The following is a 15,494-nucleotide window of genomic DNA, read 5'->3' as shown; positions in this document are numbered from 1 at the left end:
TAAACGCGCATTTACAGGCACTTTGTGACCAATTGGCAACATAGAATGGCACGGCTTTTCAGCTAGGCGTCATGCCGCGCCGCGCTCTTTTTTCGCAATGCCCACCGGGCCCCGCCCCGCACTCCCCATTCGCAAAGAAGGACCATCATGTTCAAGAAGCTCTCGCTGTTGACCGGCAGCCTTATCGTGGCATTCAGCGCCGGTGCCCAGGCCCAGACCAAGTGGGACCTGCCCAGCGCCTACCCCGCCAGCAACTTCCACGTCGAAAACCTGACGACCTTCATCAAGGATGTCGACACGCTGTCGGAAGGCAAGCTCAAGATCACGCTGCACAACAACGCCTCGCTGTACAAGGCGCCCGAGATCAAGCGCGCGGTGCAAGGCAACCAGGCCCAGATCGGCGAGATCCTGCTGACCAACTTCGCCAACGAAGACCCGATCTACGAACTGGACGGCCTGCCCTTCCTGGCCACCGGCTACGACGCCTCGTTCAAGCTGTACCAGGCGCAGAAGCCGTTCCTGGAAAAGAAGCTGAATTCGCAGGGCATGACGCTGCTGTACGCGGTGGCCTGGCCGCCCCAGGGCATCTTCGCCAACAAGGACATCAAGCAGATCAGCGACATGAAGGGCCTGAAGTGGCGCGCCTACAGCCCGGTGACCGCCAAGATCGCCGAACTGGTCGGCGCCCAGCCGGTGACGGTGCAGCAGGCCGAACTGTCGCAGGCCCTGGCCACCGGCGTGATCGACTCGTACATGTCGTCGGCCTCCACCGGCTACGACACCAAGACCTACGAGTACATCAAGAAGTTCTACGACACCCAGGCCTGGCTGCCCAAGAACGCCGTGATCGTCAACAAGAAGGCGTTCGACGCGCTCGACCCGGCGACCCAGGAAGCGCTGAAGAAGGCCGGCGCGCAGGCCGAGGAACGCGGCTGGAAGCTGTCGCAGGAAAAGAACAAGTGGTACCAGGAAGAGCTGGCCAAGAACGGCATGGAGACGATCAAGCCCACGGTCGAGCTCAAGGAAGGCCTGTCGGTGATCGGCAAGCGCATGCTGGATGACTGGCTCAAGAAGGCCGGCGCCGACGGCCAGGCCATGATCGACGCCTACCGGAAGCAGTGATATCGCCATGCGCCGCTTTCTGGATGGACTTTACGGCGCGGCCGGCCTGCTGGCCGGCCTGTGCACAATCGGTGTATTGGTGGCGGTGCTGGCCGCGATCGTCGCGCGCCAGCTCGGCCTGAACATTCCCGGCACCGACGCCTATGCCGGGTATTTCATGGCCGCGGCCGGTTTCCTGGCGCTGGCCAGCACCTTCAAGCATGGCGAGCACATCCGCGTGACGCTGGTCTTGAACGCGCTGTCGCCGGCCGCCAGCCGCCGCCTGGATATCTTCGCGCTCGGGATCGGCTGCCTGATGGCCGCCGCCTTCGCCTTCTTCAGCGTCAAGCTGGCCTACGACTCCTGGCAGTTCAACGACATGTCCACGTCCAACGACGCCACGCCGCTGTGGATTCCGCAGCTCAGCATGGCCGTGGGCACGGTCCTGTTCCTGGTCGCCCTGCTCGATGAGCTGGTTCGCCGTTCTCGCGGCCTGGCCGCCGCCACCTCGCAGCAAACCCATGAATGAACTTCTCGTCATTACCCTGCTGGTCGTCTCGATCTTCGCGTTCCTGGGATGCGGCGTCTGGGTCGGCCTGACGCTGGCGGGCACCGCCTGGATCGGCATGGAGATCTTCTCCAGCCGGCCGGCCGGCGACGCCATGGCCGTCACCATCTGGGGCGCCTCGTCGAGCTGGACGCTGACCGCCCTGCCCCTGTTCCTGTGGATGGGCGAGATCCTGTTCCGCACCCGCCTGTCGGAGGACCTGTTCAAGGGCCTGGCGCCGTGGCTCAACCGGCTGCCCGGCCGGCTGCTGCACACCAACGTCATCGGCTGCGCCATCTTCGCGGCGGTGTCGGGCTCGTCGGCGGCCACCTGCGCCACCGTCGGCAAGATGACCATCCCCGAACTGACGCGCCGCGGCTACCCCGAGGCCAAGATCCTGGGCACGCTGTCGGGCGCCGGCACGCTGGGGCTGCTGATCCCGCCGTCGATCATCATGATCGTCTATGGCGTGGCGGCGGACGTGTCGATCGCCAAGCTGTTCATCGCGGGCATCGTGCCGGGCATCCTGCTGGCGCTGCTGTTCATGGGCTACATCGCCTGGTGGGCGATCCGCAACCCCGATGAAGTGCCGGCGGCCGATCCCGGCCTGACCTTCAAGGAGAAGCTGTCGCGTTCGCGCCACCTGATCCCGGTGATGCTGCTGATCGGCGCGGTGCTGGGCTCGATCTACACCGGCATCGCCACGGCCACCGAAGCCGCGGCGGTCGGCGTGGTCGGCGCGCTGATCCTGTCCGGCCTGCAGGGCTCGCTGAACCGTGCCACCTTCATGCAATCGCTGCTGGGCGCCACCCGGCTGTACTGCATGATCGCCCTGATCCTGGCGGGCGCGCAGTTCCTGACGCTGGCGATGGGCTACATCGGCCTGCCGCGGGCGCTGGCCGAATGGATCGGCGGCCTGGGCCTGTCGCAGTTCTGGCTGATCATGGCGCTGATGGTGTTCTTCATCATCCTGGGCTGCTTCCTGGACGGCATCTCCATCGTGGTGCTGACCATGGGCGTGCTGCTGCCGACCGTGCAGGCCGCCGGCATCGACCTGATCTGGTTCGGCATCTTCATCGTTTTCGTTGTGGAAATGGCACAGATCACGCCGCCGGTGGGCTTCAATCTGTTCGTGCTGTCGGGCATGAGCGGACGGGAACTGCCCTACATCGCGCGCGCCTCGCTGCCGATGTTCTTCCTGATGATCCTGGCCGTGCTGCTGTTGTACGTGGTGCCCGGCATCGCCACGTGGCTGCCGCTGCACATGACGCTGTGATCGCGTAGCGCCCCCCGAAACCCCGTTCTCGCAACGGGGTTTTTTTTTGGAACAATCGCCTGATTGTTTCAACAATCGCTTTTTTTGCCGTTCTGTAAACCCAGGGAAAACGCGAAAAAGATAAACGCACTACACAAGCCGTAACTTTTTTAGAATCCCCGTGGCGTTCCAGTGCGCACCAAGATGGCGCATGGACGCAATCAGGGCCAATGCTCCGGACCCGCGCCAACCCTGGCGTCGGTGCAGCGGCCCCGCTCCAGGCGAACCGCCAGGCGCATCCAGCCGAGCCAAAAGCCCGGTTTATGCCAAGAACAGAAACATTAGGAGAAGCCTTCGTGAAACGCATCACCCTCTCGCTCGCCGCAGCCGGTCTCGGCCTGGCCGCCGGCGCCGCCTCGGCGGAAACCAGCGTCACCCTCTACGGTATCGCCGACGTCAGCATCCGCTACGTCAACACCAGCGACGGCGCGACCGGCCAGGACGGCAGCCGCATCGCCATGGCCAACGGCGCCATCTCGAACAGCCGCTGGGGCCTGCGCGGCTCGGAAGACCTGGGCGACGGCAACCGCGCCTTCTTCCGCCTGGAGCAAGGCTTCAACGTGCAGAACGGCATCGCCTCCGACACCAGCAAGACCTTCAACCGCCTGGCCTACGTCGGCCTGGATGGCGGCAAGATCGGCGCGCTGACCCTGGGTCTGCAGAACACGGTGATCCAGGACCTGATGGCCGATTACTTCGACCCGCTGACGGTCGGTAACTACGCGGAAAACTCGTGGCTGCCCGCCGCCATGGGCCGCGTGCGCAACAGCAACGCCTTCCGCTACTCGAACACGCTGGGTGACCTGGCCGTGGCGGCCCAATGGTCCAACGGCGACAAGTGGTCGGACCGCAAAGCCGGCCAGCAGATGGGTGTCAGCCTGCGCTACACCGTCGGCCAGTTGGGCCTGGGCGCCGCCTACCAGAACACCTACGAGGGCGCCGACTCCGATCTGCGCCAGCGCGTCTGGAACCTGAGCGCCTCGTACCAGTTCGAAAGCGCCAAGATCTTCGCCGGCTACTTCAACGGCCGCGACCAGACCGGCTGGGTCAACATGATCATGGGCGGCACCACCACCGCCCAGCTCGACCGCAAGGACAACGGCTACTTCGCCGGCGTGACCTGGCAGGCCACCCCGCGCTGGGCCATCACCGGCGCCGCCTACTACGACCAGAGCAAGAACGTGGTCGTGGACGGCGACAAGGGCAAGCGCTACGCCCTGGTGGCCGTGGCCGAGTACTCGCTGTCCAAGCGTACCCAGGTGTACGGCACCGTGGACTACAACAAGGTCCGCGACGCGGTCACCGGCGAAATCGCCGGCCGCACCAGCCAGGTCGGCGCCGGCCTGGGCATGCGCCACATCTTCTAAGTCCTTCGCGACTTACGGCCCGCCCCCGGCCGCATATCAAAAAGCCCGTCGCGCGAGCGACGGGCTTTTTCTTTGCCTCGCCGTTGATTTCCGGCGATACCCATAGCCAGATTCGGCATCAAGCAAAGCAAAAGCTCCACAAGCAGGATGAAATGACATTGTTCGCAAGAACAATTCTCCCTATGTTCTTGCCTGTGATCGAGGACGGGCGCGTTGCTGACCAAGAGCAACGATTCCCAAGAGCCGCGCGGCATGGCCCATGCCGGGTCTGGATTGCAGCAGGCGTCCCAGTCCAAAGAAATGACAATGAACAAAAGAACCCTGCTCCGACTGTTAATGCAGGGCGGATTGCGTGGAAGGTCGGCGGCGTATTTCGCCGGTGCAGCGTCAATCACCCTGATTTCATCCACCCTGTCCGCGCTGGCCCCTTTGCTACTGGCAAACATGACGAACCTGTTCGCCCAGGAGCAGAGCGCCCAGGCGTTGCAACACGCAATCGCCTGGTTGGGTGGAATCTATATAGGCTTCATCGCATTCACGAAACTGTTCAACACTACCTCGCTGTACTTGCAAAGCCTGTTGAGAATCCAGTTCATCGAAACAGTATCCGAGCACTATTTCACATACCTTTGCGAAAGAGAGGCCCAATATTTCGTGGATCATTCGGTGGGCAGCCTTGCGCAACAACTCAATCAAGCCACGAATGACCTGTACACCATTGTCCGGAACATCGCATTCAATATAAGCGCCCCCCTTATCCAACTGAGCATCGCGGTCGTCGTTGTCTCCAGAGAACTGGGCGCGATGGTGGGCCTGACATTCTTCCTCTATGCAGCCCTGTTCCTGCTCAACAACCGCCTGTTCCTCAAGCAGCTTTCCCCCCAGCACACTCTGGTGATGGAAGCGGGCAGAAAGTCCTATGCCACGCTCGTCGACTCTGTCATCAACATCGCAGCGGTAAGGCAATACAACGCGTTTTCGGTATTCTTCCTCCGCTATAAGAACACCTTGGCTTCGGATAGAACCATACAGAATCGATACTGGCGCCTGACATTGTTCATGTTGGCAATCAACTCGCTACTGTTCATCGCTATGTTTGGCATGTCGGCATACTGGATCATGCATTACCCCAGAGATGGAGTCCTGACTGCTGGCGATTTCGTGCTCATCGCCACCTATGTCGTCCTTCTTTCCGGTCCCATCGAACTCCTGGGCAGCACTTTCGGAGAAGTGCAGCAGGCCTGGCACGGCGTCAAGCGGTTCCTGGAACAGACCTTTCAACCGCCAGCCCGTCCCGCCGGGATTCAGAGACTCGCCCCATCTGAATACGCGATCGTCATGGACGATGTCCTATTTTCCTATCCCTCAGCGCCGCAAGCCCTGCTGGGGCCCATTTCCCTCAAGATAAAATCGGGCGACAAGATCACCCTGACGGGGGAAAGCGGCTCGGGAAAATCGACCTTGGCCCGGCTGCTGACTGGCGAGTACCCTGCCGACAAAGGCAGAATCCTCATATTCGAACGCGAGATCGAGAACATCAACAGATCGACGTTGAATGAGATCATCGGCGTGGTCAGCCAGGACGTCTGCATCTTCAATGACACCCTGCGCTTCAACATGCAAATAGCCAGGGCCGATGCTACGGATGACCAGATCATCGAAGCCTTGACGCTTGCAGGGCTGCCGATACAGCCACAGGTGCTGGACCTTGATACCCAGCTTGGAGACCGCGGCGTCAGTGTGTCCGGCGGACAACGGCAACGTATCGCGTTGGCCCGCTTGTTTCTCAGGACACCAGCGATAGTCATCCTCGACGAAGGAACATCCTCACTCGACGTGCTGACCGAAAAGTCCATCTCGGAGAACCTGCATTCGAGATTCCGTGATTGCACAATCCTGTCGATCAGCCACAGGCTATCTGCCATGAACCTTTCCACGAAAGCAATCGTTCTCAAAAAAGGAAAAATCGAGGACTTTGGTGATATATCGGAGCTAGTTCGAACGAATGACTATGTCCGAAGTATCGTGGAAGTCTCTTGCCCCACGTTTGGATCGAAATGATGCCTGCCTCACCGGCATGTTTCGCGATACGAGCTCAGGAGAAATGCATTCGGCCGCTTGACAAAAAAAGCCCATCGCTCACGCGATGGGCTTTTCCCTGGCGGAACTCACTGCTTGCGCTACATGCCCAGATACGCCTTGCGCACCTCGTCCGACGCCGCCAGCTCGGCGGCGTCGCCCGACAGCGCAATGCGCGCGCTCTGCATGACGTAGGCGCGCGACGCCACTTCCAGCGCCTGCGTCATATTCTGCTCGACCAGCAGCACCGACAGGCCGTCGTCGCGGTTCAACGCGGCCAGGGCGTCGAATACCTGCTCGACCAGCAGCGGCGACAGGCCCAGGCTGGGCTCGTCGATCAGCAGCAGCCGCGGCCCGCTCATCAGGGCGCGGCCGATCGCCAGCATCTGCCGTTCGCCGCCGGACATGGTGCCGGCGAGCTGCTCCCGGCGCTCTTTCAGGCGCGGAAACAGCGCGTAGACCTTGTCCAGCCGCTCCTGGTAGACGCGTTCGTCGCGCACGGTGTACGCCCCCAGCCGCAGGTTCTGCTCGACCGGCTGGCGCGCGAACACCCGCGCGCCTTCCGGAATCATCGCGATGCCCTGCTTGACCAGCTGGTCCGGCGGCGTTCCGGTGATGTCGCGCCCTTCGAAGACGACCCGCCCTTCCCTGGGCTTGACCGAACCGATGATGGCCAGCAGCGTGCTGGACTTGCCGGCGCCGTTGGCGCCCAGCAGCGCGGCGATTTCCCCCTGGCGCACTTCCAGCGACACGTCGCGCACGGCCTGCACGCCGCCGTAGGCCACGCTCAGGTTGTCGACCTTCAACATCACATCAGGCACGGTGCTTCCTCCCCAGATAAGCCTCGATCACGGCGGGATGGCGCACGATATCCTGGGGCGCCCCTTCCGCGATCATCTGGCCAAAGTTCAACACCAGCACCCGTTGCGCCAGCCGCATCACGACTTCCAGCACGTGCTCGACGATGATCAGCGTGACCCCGGCGGCGTGGATGCCGCGCAGGATCTCGGCCAGCGCGATGGCCTCGGCCGGATTGAGGCCGCCAGCCACTTCGTCCAGCAGCAGCATGCGCGGCTCGGTCGCCAGCGCGCGCGCCAGCTCGACCCGCTTCTGCCCCGCCACGTTCAGTTCGGCCGCCAGCGTGTCGGCGCGATCGGCCAGTCCCACCAGCTCCAGCACCCGCGCCGAGGCGCGGCGCGCGTCGGGCAGGCGCGGATGGCGCAGCAGCGCGCCGACCATGGCGTTCTCCAGCACCGTCATCTGGCCGAAGCTGCGCGGGATCTGGTAGGTGCGCACCAGGCCCATGGCCGCGACCTGCTCGGGCCGCCGGCCGATCATGGACTCGCCGGCGAACGCCACCGTGCCCGAGGTCGGCTCGTGATGGCCCACCAGGCCGTTGAACAGGGTGCTCTTGCCGGCGCCGTTGGGACCGATGATGGCGACGATCTCGCCCGCGTCCACCGACAGCGAAATGTCCTTGTTGGCGACCAGGCCGCCGAAGCGCTTGGTCAGGTTCTTAACGTCGAGCAGAGCCACGGCGCCTCCTCAATGTCACCAGACCGCCTGGCAGGAACAAGGTGACGAGCAGAATCGCCAACCCGAAAATCAGCAGGTCCAGGCCCAGGCCCGAACTGCCCCACAGCACCCGCGTGCCTTCCGACAGCGGCAGCAGCACCGCCGCGCCCAGCCACGGGCCGACCAGCGTGCCCACGCCGCCCAGGATGGCGACCAGCACCACCTGCACCGACATCGTCAGGCTGAACATGGACTCCGGATCGATGAAGCCCACGTACATGGCGAAGAAGCCGCCCCAGACGCCGGTCATGCCGGCCGACATCACGAACGCCAGCATCTTGTAGCGGTCCGCCGGCACCCCCAGGCTGCGCGAGGCGGCCTCGTCGCCGTTGATGGCGCGCCAATAGAAGCCGGTCTTGGAATGCACCAGGAAGTACGTGGCGCAGAAGGTCAGGAACGCCAGCCCCACCGCGATCCAGTAGTACGGCACCTTGCTGCGGAACAGCAGCATCCAGGCGGCGTCGCCGATCGGCGCCTCCAGCCCGACGGCGCCGCCGGCCCAGTCCCAGTTGATCATCAGCAGCAGCCCGATCTGCAGCAGCGCGATGGTGGCCATGGCGAAATAGTGGCCGGACAGGCGCAGCGTCGGCCCGCCCACCAGCCAGGCCAGCGCCGCGCTGATCAGGCCGCCCAGCGGAATGCCGAGCAGCGGCGTCAGCTTCAGGTGATGCAGCAGCAGCAAGGTGGTGTAGCCGCCCACGCCCACGAACACGGCGTGGCCGAACGAGATGCGGCCGAGAAAGCCGCCCACCAGGTTCCAGCACGCGCCGAGCGCGCCGAACATGATGGCCAGCAGCAGCACCTGCAGGGTGAACGAGTCGGTCACCACCAGCGGCACCAGCGCCAGCAGCACCGCCGCCGCCAGGGCCACGGCCACCGGCCATTTCGGCACGCCCGAGGCCGCGCCGTCCTTTTTCTGTATCGTCGTCATGTCACCACCGCCCGAACAGGCCGCGCGGCCGATACCAGAGAACCAGGATGAAGAGGATGAAGACGCTGACCGTCTTCAGCGCGGGCGCCACGAAGTAGCCCGTCATGGCCTCGATGATCCCGATCAGGATGCCGGCGATGAAGGCGCCCGGCAGCGAGCCGAAGCCGCCCATGCAGACCGCCACGAAGGCCAGCAGGCCGAATACCGTGCCCACCGAGGGGAACACGTAGAAGAACGTGGTCAGCAGCGCGCCGGCCAGGCCGACGGCGGCGCTGCCCAGCATCCAGACCTGGGCGTTGACGCGGTCGGGCGAAATGCCGACCAGCGCCGCCACCTGGCGGTCTTCGGCCACCGCCTGCAGGGCGTGGCCCCAGCGCGTGCGGTACACCAGCACGAACAGCGCGGCCACCACCACCAGCGCGATCAGGCCGGTCACCACCTGCGGGCGGCCCAGCGAGATGCCCGCCACCGTGACGCTGCCGGACACCAGGGTGTCGGGCAGGCTGCGGTAGTCGGGGCTGAAAGCGATGAACGCCAGTTGCCGCAGCACCAGGCCCAGGCCGAAGGTGGCCAGGATCACCGCCATGGCGGGACCTTTCTGCAGGCGCTTGATGATCAGCGCATAAGTGAGGAAACCGACGAAGGCGAGCACGATGGCGACCAGGGGGGCCGACAGCGTGGGGTCGATATGACCCAGGGTGTATAGCCAATAGGCGGCATACATGCCGAGCATCAGGAATTCGCCATGGGCGAAGTTGATGACGTCGGTGATGCCCCAGATCAGCGCCAGCCCCACAGCCACCGCGGCATAGATCAGGCCGTTGAACAGGCCTGCCGAGAGAGCTTCAAACATGGAGTGCTCCTGTGGCGGGCCCCCGCGGCCCGCCACGGCTGATGATTACTTCCAGGAGAACGGCAGCGTGGGCAGCGTCTTGTCGGTGCGGTACTTTTCCGGCCAGACCGTCTGGTAGGACGAGCCCTTCAGTTCCAGGATCAGGCCGGAACCCTTGGTGTTCTGGCCCTTGTCATCGAACTTCACGCCGGCCCAGGGCATGGCCACTTGCGACTCGCCCAGGTCGGTGGCCGCCAGCGCCTTGCGGATCGCTTCCGGATCGGTGGAGCCGGCGCGGTTGATGGCATCGGCCAGCACCAGCACGCCCTGCATCGAACGGGCGTTGTTGCCGTTCAGGTCCTTGCCGGTCTTGGCCTTGTACATGTCGTTGATCTTCTTCAGGCCGGCCTTGGCGGCGGCGACGTCGTTGCCCCACACGTCGCGCGTCAGCACGCCCTGCACCTGCGGACCGACTTCCTGCACGAAGCGCGAGTCGATGAAGCCGGCGTCGTTGGCCAGCAGCACCGGCGGCGCGTACTTGCTTTCGCGCATGGTGCGCACGAACAGCATGGCGTCCGAGGTGTAGCTGGCGAAGATCGCCACGTCGGGCTTGGCCGCGGCCAGCTTCTGCACTTCGGCGGTGACCGAGGCCGAGCCGGCGCTGTAGGCGATGTTGGCCACCACCTCGCGCTTGTACTGCTTGGCGAACTTCTCGACCGCCTTGTAGGTGTTGACGCCGAAGTCGGTGTTCTCGTAGACCACCGCGATCTTGGCGGTCGGCGTGCCCTTCACGCCGTCCAGGAACTGCATCATGTTCTCGACGAAGGTGTCGTCGTTGGGCGAGGTGCGGAAGAACCACTTGTAGCCGCGCTCGGTCAGGTCCGGGCTGCTGGATTCGCCGTTCAGGTAGGGAATGCCGCGCTGCTCGGCGATGCGGCTGGCGGTCTTGGTGACGGCCGACTGGTAGGCGCCGGTCAGGGCCACCACCTTTTCCTGGTCGATCAGGCGCTGCGCGTCGGCCAGGCCCACTTCGGGCTTGCCCTGCGAATCGCCGAACACCACCTCGATCTTGGCCCCGCCCAGCGCCGGCAATCCGGCGCCCGCGGCCAGCGGGATCCCTTCGAGCTCGGGATGCGGATTATTGACGATATCCACGGCCAGTTCCACCGCGGCCTTGATCTCGGCGCCGGTGGACGCCAGCGCGCCGGACAGGGGATAGATCGCGCCGATCTTCACGGTCTTGACCTGCGCCTGCGTCGGCGCGGCGGCCAACAGCGCCAGACTCGCGGCGACACCCGCAATGAGCTTCATCTTCATTACCTGACTCCTGGAGAAATTCCACTGTGAAAGCAATGCAAAACGCGGGGCGCACGGCCCCGGGCCCGGGAAATCCGGGCCTGCGGCGACCCGCCGCCCGTCGCTAGTCCGGCGGGCGGTGGATCTTGAACTTTTGTCGCCTTTTCCCCTTGTCCTGTCATGGATCTTTCTGGAGGCAAAACCAAAGCTGCTGACGCGTCCGGCTGCGGACGCTTTGTAACGGTGCTGCGACTACGTAAAGACTGTGATTTCTAGCGGTTTTCCGCTGACGGTTGACTGAGAATCGAAGCGTGGCCTACAGGATGGCCATGCGGCTGTTGACCAGATCGGTGACCAGCATGTGCCCGGGCGCGTGGGTGATGCAGAAATCAGGGCGCACCGTCGCCACCACCGACTGCGGCGTCACCCCGCAGGCCCAGAACACCGGCATCTCGCCGGCGCGGATCTCCACGGCGTCACCATAATCCGGCCGGTCGATGTCGGCAATCCCGATCAACGCCGGGTCGCCGATATGCACCGGCGCGCCGTGCACCGAGGGAAAACGCGACGTCACCTGGATGGCGCGGATGGCGTCGGCGGCCTTCAAGGGCCGCATCGACACCACCAGCGGACCGCCGAAGACGCCGGCGGCGTGGGTCGGGATGTTGGTGCGGTACATCGGCACGTTGCAGCCCTGCTCGATGTGGCGCACCGGCAGGCCGTTGTCCAGCATGGCTTCCTCGAACGAGAACGAGCAGCCGATCAGGAACGACACCAGGTCATCGCGCCACACGTCGCGCACGTCGGTCGGCTCGGCCACCAGCTCGCCGTTCTGCCAGACGCGGTAACGCGGGATGTCGGTGCGGATGTCGATGTCCTGGCCCAGGTCCGGCAAGGACGGATTGCCCGGCTCGGACATGGCCAGCAGCGGGCACGGCTTGGGATTGCGCTGGCAGAAATGCAGGAAATCCGCCGCCAGCGCGCGCGGCAGGATCGCCAGGTTGGCCTGCACGTGGCCGGGAGCCAGGTTCGCCGTGGGGCCGGTCAGTTTGCCGCTGCGGGCGTCGAGCCTTGCGCGGCGCGCCAGTTCCACGCTGCTGCGGGCCGCCGAATCCAATGCCATGTCAATTCCCCTTGAGCCAGTGTTGGTATGGGAGACATTGCACAGGAACTCGGGCCCTGCGTCTAATCACATGTTGCGATAGACCCCGATCAGAATTCCTTATCAGGGTTTTGCCGGATAGCGCAGCGCTTCTTCACGCGCGATGTGCTGGGCGGCCTCGGCCACGGTGCGCGGCACCTGGCTGTCGGGCCCCTGCATCCAGCAGGCGGTATAGTGCAGCGGCGGCAGCGCCGGCGCCTTGACGTCCAGCACCCGCAGCTCGCCCTGGGTCAGCTCCTTGCGCAGGATCACCGGCGCGATCACGGCGGTGCCGATGCCATCGAGCGCCATGCGCACGATCACGCTCAGCGCCGAGCTGCCGTACATGCGCGGCGCGTCCACGCCGGCCTGCTGCAACAGCTGCCGCACCGCGCGGTGCGGATCGGTGGTGGACGAATAGGTGATGACCGGCCATTCCCCCAGCCGCTTCAGGCTGATGGGCTGGCGCCCCACCTTCAGCTTGGGGCTGGCGACCCAGCTGAGCGGGTAATTGCACAGGTACAGGTTTTCGATGCGCGGCTCTTCCATCGGCCCCAGCAGGAACGCCAGGTCGATCTGGCGCGAGGCCAATTGGGTCTTGAGCACCGTGGTGGTGTCCACCTGGATCTCGACCATCAGCGCCGGATAGGTGTCGTGCAGGTACTCCATCAGGGTCGGCAGCCAGGTGTGGACGATGGTCTCGGACACGCCCAGCCGCAGGGTGCCGCTCATCACGCTCTTGGCGCGCGCCGCTTCCTGCATGTCGCGGCGCAACTGCAGCATGCGCTCGGCATGCGACAGCAGCTCCTGGCCCTTGCCGGTCAGCTTGATGCCGCGCACGTCGCGGTCGAACAGGCGGATGCCCAGGTCCGATTCCAGCGACGCGATGCGCTGGGAAATCGCCGGCTGGGTGGCGTTGAGCTTCTCGGCCGCGGCGCGGAAACCGCCCAGCGTGGCCACCCAGAAAAACGTCTCGATATTGCGCAGATCTATCATGGCGCCCGTATCCTGCCCCGTTGCGCGGCATGTCCAGCCTGGATGTTAGCGTCAGGGGGACGGTTCCGGTATGGCGGAAAACACCGCCCTGCCCGCCCGCGCGGCGCCGGGACGGCCGCCCCTTGCCGGCCACGGGCCGACGGCGGGCGGCCACGGGCCGCGACAGCGCGCGGCCCCGACGCGGGTTCAGCCCGCGAGCCGTTCCTCGACCGCCAGGCCGATCGCCAGGATGCGGCGGTCGGCGCCGTTGCTGCCGGCGATCATCAGGCCGACCGGCGCGGTGCCGGCGGCATGGCAAGGCAGCGACAGCGCGCAGCCATCGAGGAAGTTGATCAGGGTGGGATTGCGCAGGATCAGGCCGTTGGCGGCGTAATAGGCTTCATCCGAGGCCGTCAGGTCGGCCACGGCCGGCGCCACGATCGGCGTGGTCGGCAGGATCAGCGCGTCGTAGCCGGCGATGCGGCGGTCGACGGCGGCGACCCAGGCTTCGCGCGCGTCCAGCAGGTCCAGGTAGTCGGCGGCGCCCATGTCCTTGCCGCGCATGATGCGCGACACCACCCGCGGATCGTAGCGCTTGCCGGCGCGGGCGATCAGGTCGCGGTGCCAGGCCCAGGCCTCGGCGGCGGTGAAGCCGCCCTTGGCGTTGATGCCGGCCAGTTCGGCGAATTCCGGAATGGCGATCTCGTCGACCAGGGCGCCGGCCTCGACCAGCCGCGCCACGGTGCGCGCGAAGGTGTCGGACACATGCTTGTCCATGGCGTCCAGCGCCAGCGTCTTGGGCACCGCCAGGCGCAGGCCGCGCAGCGGCAGCGCCTCGGGCACCGGACCGCCCTCGCCCGACAGGATGGCGTCCAGCTCGGCGCAGCAGCGCACGCTGGCGGCGATGGGGCCGATGGAATCCAGGTTGGCCGACAGCGGCAGCACGCCTTCCATCGACACGCGCCAGGCGCTGGGCTTGAAGCCGGTCAGGCCGCACAGCGCGGCCGGGATGCGCACCGAGCCGCCGGTGTCCGATCCGATGGCGGCCACCGCCATGCCGTCGCTCACCGAGACCGCGGCGCCCGACGACGAACCGCCGGGAATGCGGCCGGTGGCGCGGTCCCAGGGGTTCAGCGGGGTGCCGTAATGCGGGTTGATGCCCAGGCCCGAATAGGCGAATTCGGTCATGTTGGTGCGGCCGATGATGACCGCGCCGGCGGCGATCAGGCGCTGCACCACTTCGGCGTTGGCGTCGGCCGCGGGTTCGCCCTCGCGCGCCACCGAGCCGGCCATGGTGGTCTCGCCCTCGATGTCGAACAGGTCCTTGATGCTGATCGGCAGGCCCTCGATGGCCGAGCGCACGATGCCGGCGGCGCGCAGCGTGTCCGAGGCGCGCGCCTGGGCCAGCGCCGACTCGGCGTACAGGCGGGTGAAGGCGCGGGCGCCCTCGCCGGCCGGATCGGCGGCGCGCGCCAGGGCGGCCTCGGTCAGTTCAACGGAAGTGGTGCGGCCGTCGTTCAGGGCGGCGGTCAGGTCATTCAGGGTCGAAAGCATACGGTTCCAGGGGGCCGCGGGGCGGCATGAAAAGTGTTGGACCGGCGCGCCCCGCCGGGGCGCGTCATGGCAATCAGGGCGCCTGCCGGGCGTCAGGCCACCACCGGCAGGATCTCGACATGATACCGGTGGCGCAGGCTGCGTTGGCGGCGCGGATCGAACAGTTCCATGGTGAATTCCGCCGACGGGCGGATGCCGCCGATGGCGCCGACGGTGCCGCAGGTCATGCCGGCGCCTTCGGGCAGCGTCGCGGCGCCGCCGGTGTAGCCGGCGATCAGGTCCTGCGGCGTGCGCAGCGAGGCCAGCGGGCCCTCCTGGTACAGCACCTCGGCGCCGTTCTCGACGATGTACGAACGGATCACCAGCTCGTCCCAGTAACCGGCCACGTCGGCCAGGCGCCAGGCCGTCGTCGCCACCGGCTTGACGCAGACCTGCTTGGACATGGCCACGCTGACCGTCTCCAGCTTGCGGTCGGTGTGGTCGGACGCGATGCTGACGTACATCTCGCCGTCGGCCGCGAACACGAAGGTCTCGACCTCGCCGGACGAATCGCCGCCCACCGCCTGCACCTGTTCGGCCTGGGTCAGCTGGTTGTCGGCGATGCGGTAGTACAGCGGCACGCTGGTGGGACGCGGCACGCCGATGGCGGCCAGTTCCTCGATATGGTGCTCGATGGCGGCGATGTCGCGCCCGGCCCAGCCGGCCACGATGAGGGTGTTGAAGTCCACCTCGACCTGGCGGGGGGAATCGGCTTCGATCTGGAATACGGCTTTCATGAAAA

At 65.5% G+C, this 15,494-nt stretch carries 14 protein-coding genes; 5 read left to right on the top strand and 9 right to left on the bottom strand.

Going from position 1 to position 15,494, the window contains the following annotated elements; genetic code table 11:
- The first annotated feature begins 147 nt into the window (after positions 1–147).
- The 5 genes from H0523_RS05755 to H0523_RS05735 all read left to right on the top strand — a co-directional run bounded on the left by H0523_RS05755 (position 148) and on the right by H0523_RS05735 (position 6,391).
- A complete protein-coding gene (locus H0523_RS05755) occupies positions 148–1,122 on the top strand; it encodes a TRAP transporter substrate-binding protein (protein ID WP_049073497.1) in 975 nt (324 codons plus the stop codon).
- Positions 1,123–1,129: 7 nt separating this feature from the next.
- Positions 1,130–1,630, top strand: coding sequence for a TRAP transporter small permease (locus tag H0523_RS05750; protein ID WP_054431396.1), 501 nt, complete (start codon positions 1,130–1,132; stop codon positions 1,628–1,630).
- Positions 1,623–2,924, top strand: coding sequence for a TRAP transporter large permease (locus H0523_RS05745; protein ID WP_054431395.1), 1,302 nt, complete (start codon positions 1,623–1,625; stop codon positions 2,922–2,924). Before H0523_RS05750 ends, H0523_RS05745 begins: the two co-directional genes overlap by 8 nt.
- A 335-nt stretch (positions 2,925–3,259) precedes the next feature.
- Positions 3,260–4,330: a porin gene (locus tag H0523_RS05740; protein WP_054431394.1), complete on the top strand. Its 1,071-nt coding sequence runs from the start codon at positions 3,260–3,262 to the stop codon at positions 4,328–4,330.
- Between the two features lie 213 nt (positions 4,331–4,543).
- On the top strand, positions 4,544–6,391 hold the full coding sequence (locus tag H0523_RS05735; RefSeq protein WP_082412392.1) for an ATP-binding cassette domain-containing protein: 1,848 nt from the start codon (positions 4,544–4,546) through the stop codon (positions 6,389–6,391).
- 119 nt (positions 6,392–6,510) lie between these two features.
- On the opposite strand, the gene H0523_RS05730 is transcribed toward H0523_RS05735, so the two are convergent.
- From H0523_RS05730 to H0523_RS05690, 9 genes are all read right to left on the bottom strand, one after another.
- A complete protein-coding gene (locus H0523_RS05730; RefSeq protein WP_054431392.1) occupies positions 6,511–7,218 on the bottom strand; it encodes an ABC transporter ATP-binding protein in 708 nt (235 codons plus the stop codon).
- A 4-nt stretch (positions 7,219–7,222) separates the two neighbouring features.
- On the bottom strand, positions 7,223–7,945 hold the full coding sequence (locus H0523_RS05725) for an ABC transporter ATP-binding protein (protein WP_054431391.1): 723 nt from the start codon (positions 7,943–7,945) through the stop codon (positions 7,223–7,225).
- Positions 7,926–8,915 (bottom strand): branched-chain amino acid ABC transporter permease, encoded by a 990-nt coding sequence (locus H0523_RS05720; RefSeq protein ID WP_054431390.1) that lies wholly within the window; start codon positions 8,913–8,915, stop codon positions 7,926–7,928. Before H0523_RS05720 ends, H0523_RS05725 begins: the two co-directional genes overlap by 20 nt.
- Before the next feature lies 1 nt (position 8,916).
- Positions 8,917–9,768 carry a branched-chain amino acid ABC transporter permease gene (locus H0523_RS05715; RefSeq protein ID WP_054487460.1) on the bottom strand — a complete coding sequence of 284 codons (852 nt, stop codon included), beginning with the start codon at positions 9,766–9,768 and terminating at the stop codon, positions 8,917–8,919.
- A 45-nt stretch (positions 9,769–9,813) separates the two neighbouring features.
- Entirely contained in the window at positions 9,814–11,064 is a 1,251-nt protein-coding gene (locus tag H0523_RS05710) for an ABC transporter substrate-binding protein (protein ID WP_006394740.1), read from the bottom strand.
- A 295-nt stretch (positions 11,065–11,359) separates the two neighbouring features.
- Positions 11,360–12,166 carry a putative hydro-lyase gene (locus H0523_RS05705; RefSeq protein WP_054431387.1) on the bottom strand — a complete coding sequence of 269 codons (807 nt, stop codon included), beginning with the start codon at positions 12,164–12,166 and terminating at the stop codon, positions 11,360–11,362.
- A gap of 102 nt (positions 12,167–12,268) precedes the next feature.
- The gene (locus H0523_RS05700) at positions 12,269–13,180 is read right to left on the bottom strand and encodes a LysR family transcriptional regulator (protein ID WP_054431386.1); all 912 of its coding nucleotides are present in this window, start codon (positions 13,178–13,180) and stop codon (positions 12,269–12,271) included.
- Positions 13,181–13,366: 186 nt separating this feature from the next.
- Positions 13,367–14,713 (bottom strand): amidase, encoded by a 1,347-nt coding sequence (locus H0523_RS05695; RefSeq protein WP_054431385.1) that lies wholly within the window; start codon positions 14,711–14,713, stop codon positions 13,367–13,369.
- Positions 14,714–14,805: 92 nt separating this feature from the next.
- Entirely contained in the window at positions 14,806–15,489 is a 684-nt protein-coding gene (locus tag H0523_RS05690) for a DUF2848 domain-containing protein (protein WP_054431384.1), read from the bottom strand.
- Positions 15,490–15,494 lie beyond the last annotated feature (5 nt).

Source organism: Achromobacter insuavis, assembly GCF_902859645.1.
Taxonomy (GTDB): Bacteria; Pseudomonadota; Gammaproteobacteria; order Burkholderiales; family Burkholderiaceae_B; genus Achromobacter; species Achromobacter insuavis.
This window is presented reverse-complemented; position numbering and strand designations above follow the sequence as displayed.

Bases quoted from the DNA above. Each gene is read 5' to 3' on its own strand.
- H0523_RS05710 (WP_006394740.1), bottom strand. From the start codon at position 11,064: ATGAAGATGAAGCTCATTGCGGGTGTCGCCGCGAGTCTGGCGCTGTTG.
- H0523_RS05720 (WP_054431390.1), bottom strand. From the start codon at position 8,915: ATGACGACGATACAGAAAAAGGACGGCGCGGCCTCGGGCGTGCCGAAA.
- H0523_RS05745 (WP_054431395.1), top strand. From the start codon at position 1,623: ATGAATGAACTTCTCGTCATTACCCTGCTGGTCGTCTCGATCTTCGCG.
- H0523_RS05700 (WP_054431386.1), bottom strand. From the start codon at position 13,180: ATGATAGATCTGCGCAATATCGAGACGTTTTTCTGGGTGGCCACGCTG.
- H0523_RS05730 (WP_054431392.1), bottom strand. From the start codon at position 7,218: ATGTTGAAGGTCGACAACCTGAGCGTGGCCTACGGCGGCGTGCAGGCC.
- H0523_RS05690 (WP_054431384.1), bottom strand. From the start codon at position 15,489: ATGAAAGCCGTATTCCAGATCGAAGCCGATTCCCCCCGCCAGGTCGAG.
- H0523_RS05755 (WP_049073497.1), top strand. From the start codon at position 148: ATGTTCAAGAAGCTCTCGCTGTTGACCGGCAGCCTTATCGTGGCATTC.
- H0523_RS05750 (WP_054431396.1), top strand. From the start codon at position 1,130: ATGCGCCGCTTTCTGGATGGACTTTACGGCGCGGCCGGCCTGCTGGCC.
- H0523_RS05695 (WP_054431385.1), bottom strand. From the start codon at position 14,713: ATGCTTTCGACCCTGAATGACCTGACCGCCGCCCTGAACGACGGCCGC.
- H0523_RS05705 (WP_054431387.1), bottom strand. From the start codon at position 12,166: ATGGCATTGGATTCGGCGGCCCGCAGCAGCGTGGAACTGGCGCGCCGC.
- H0523_RS05715 (WP_054487460.1), bottom strand. From the start codon at position 9,768: ATGTTTGAAGCTCTCTCGGCAGGCCTGTTCAACGGCCTGATCTATGCC.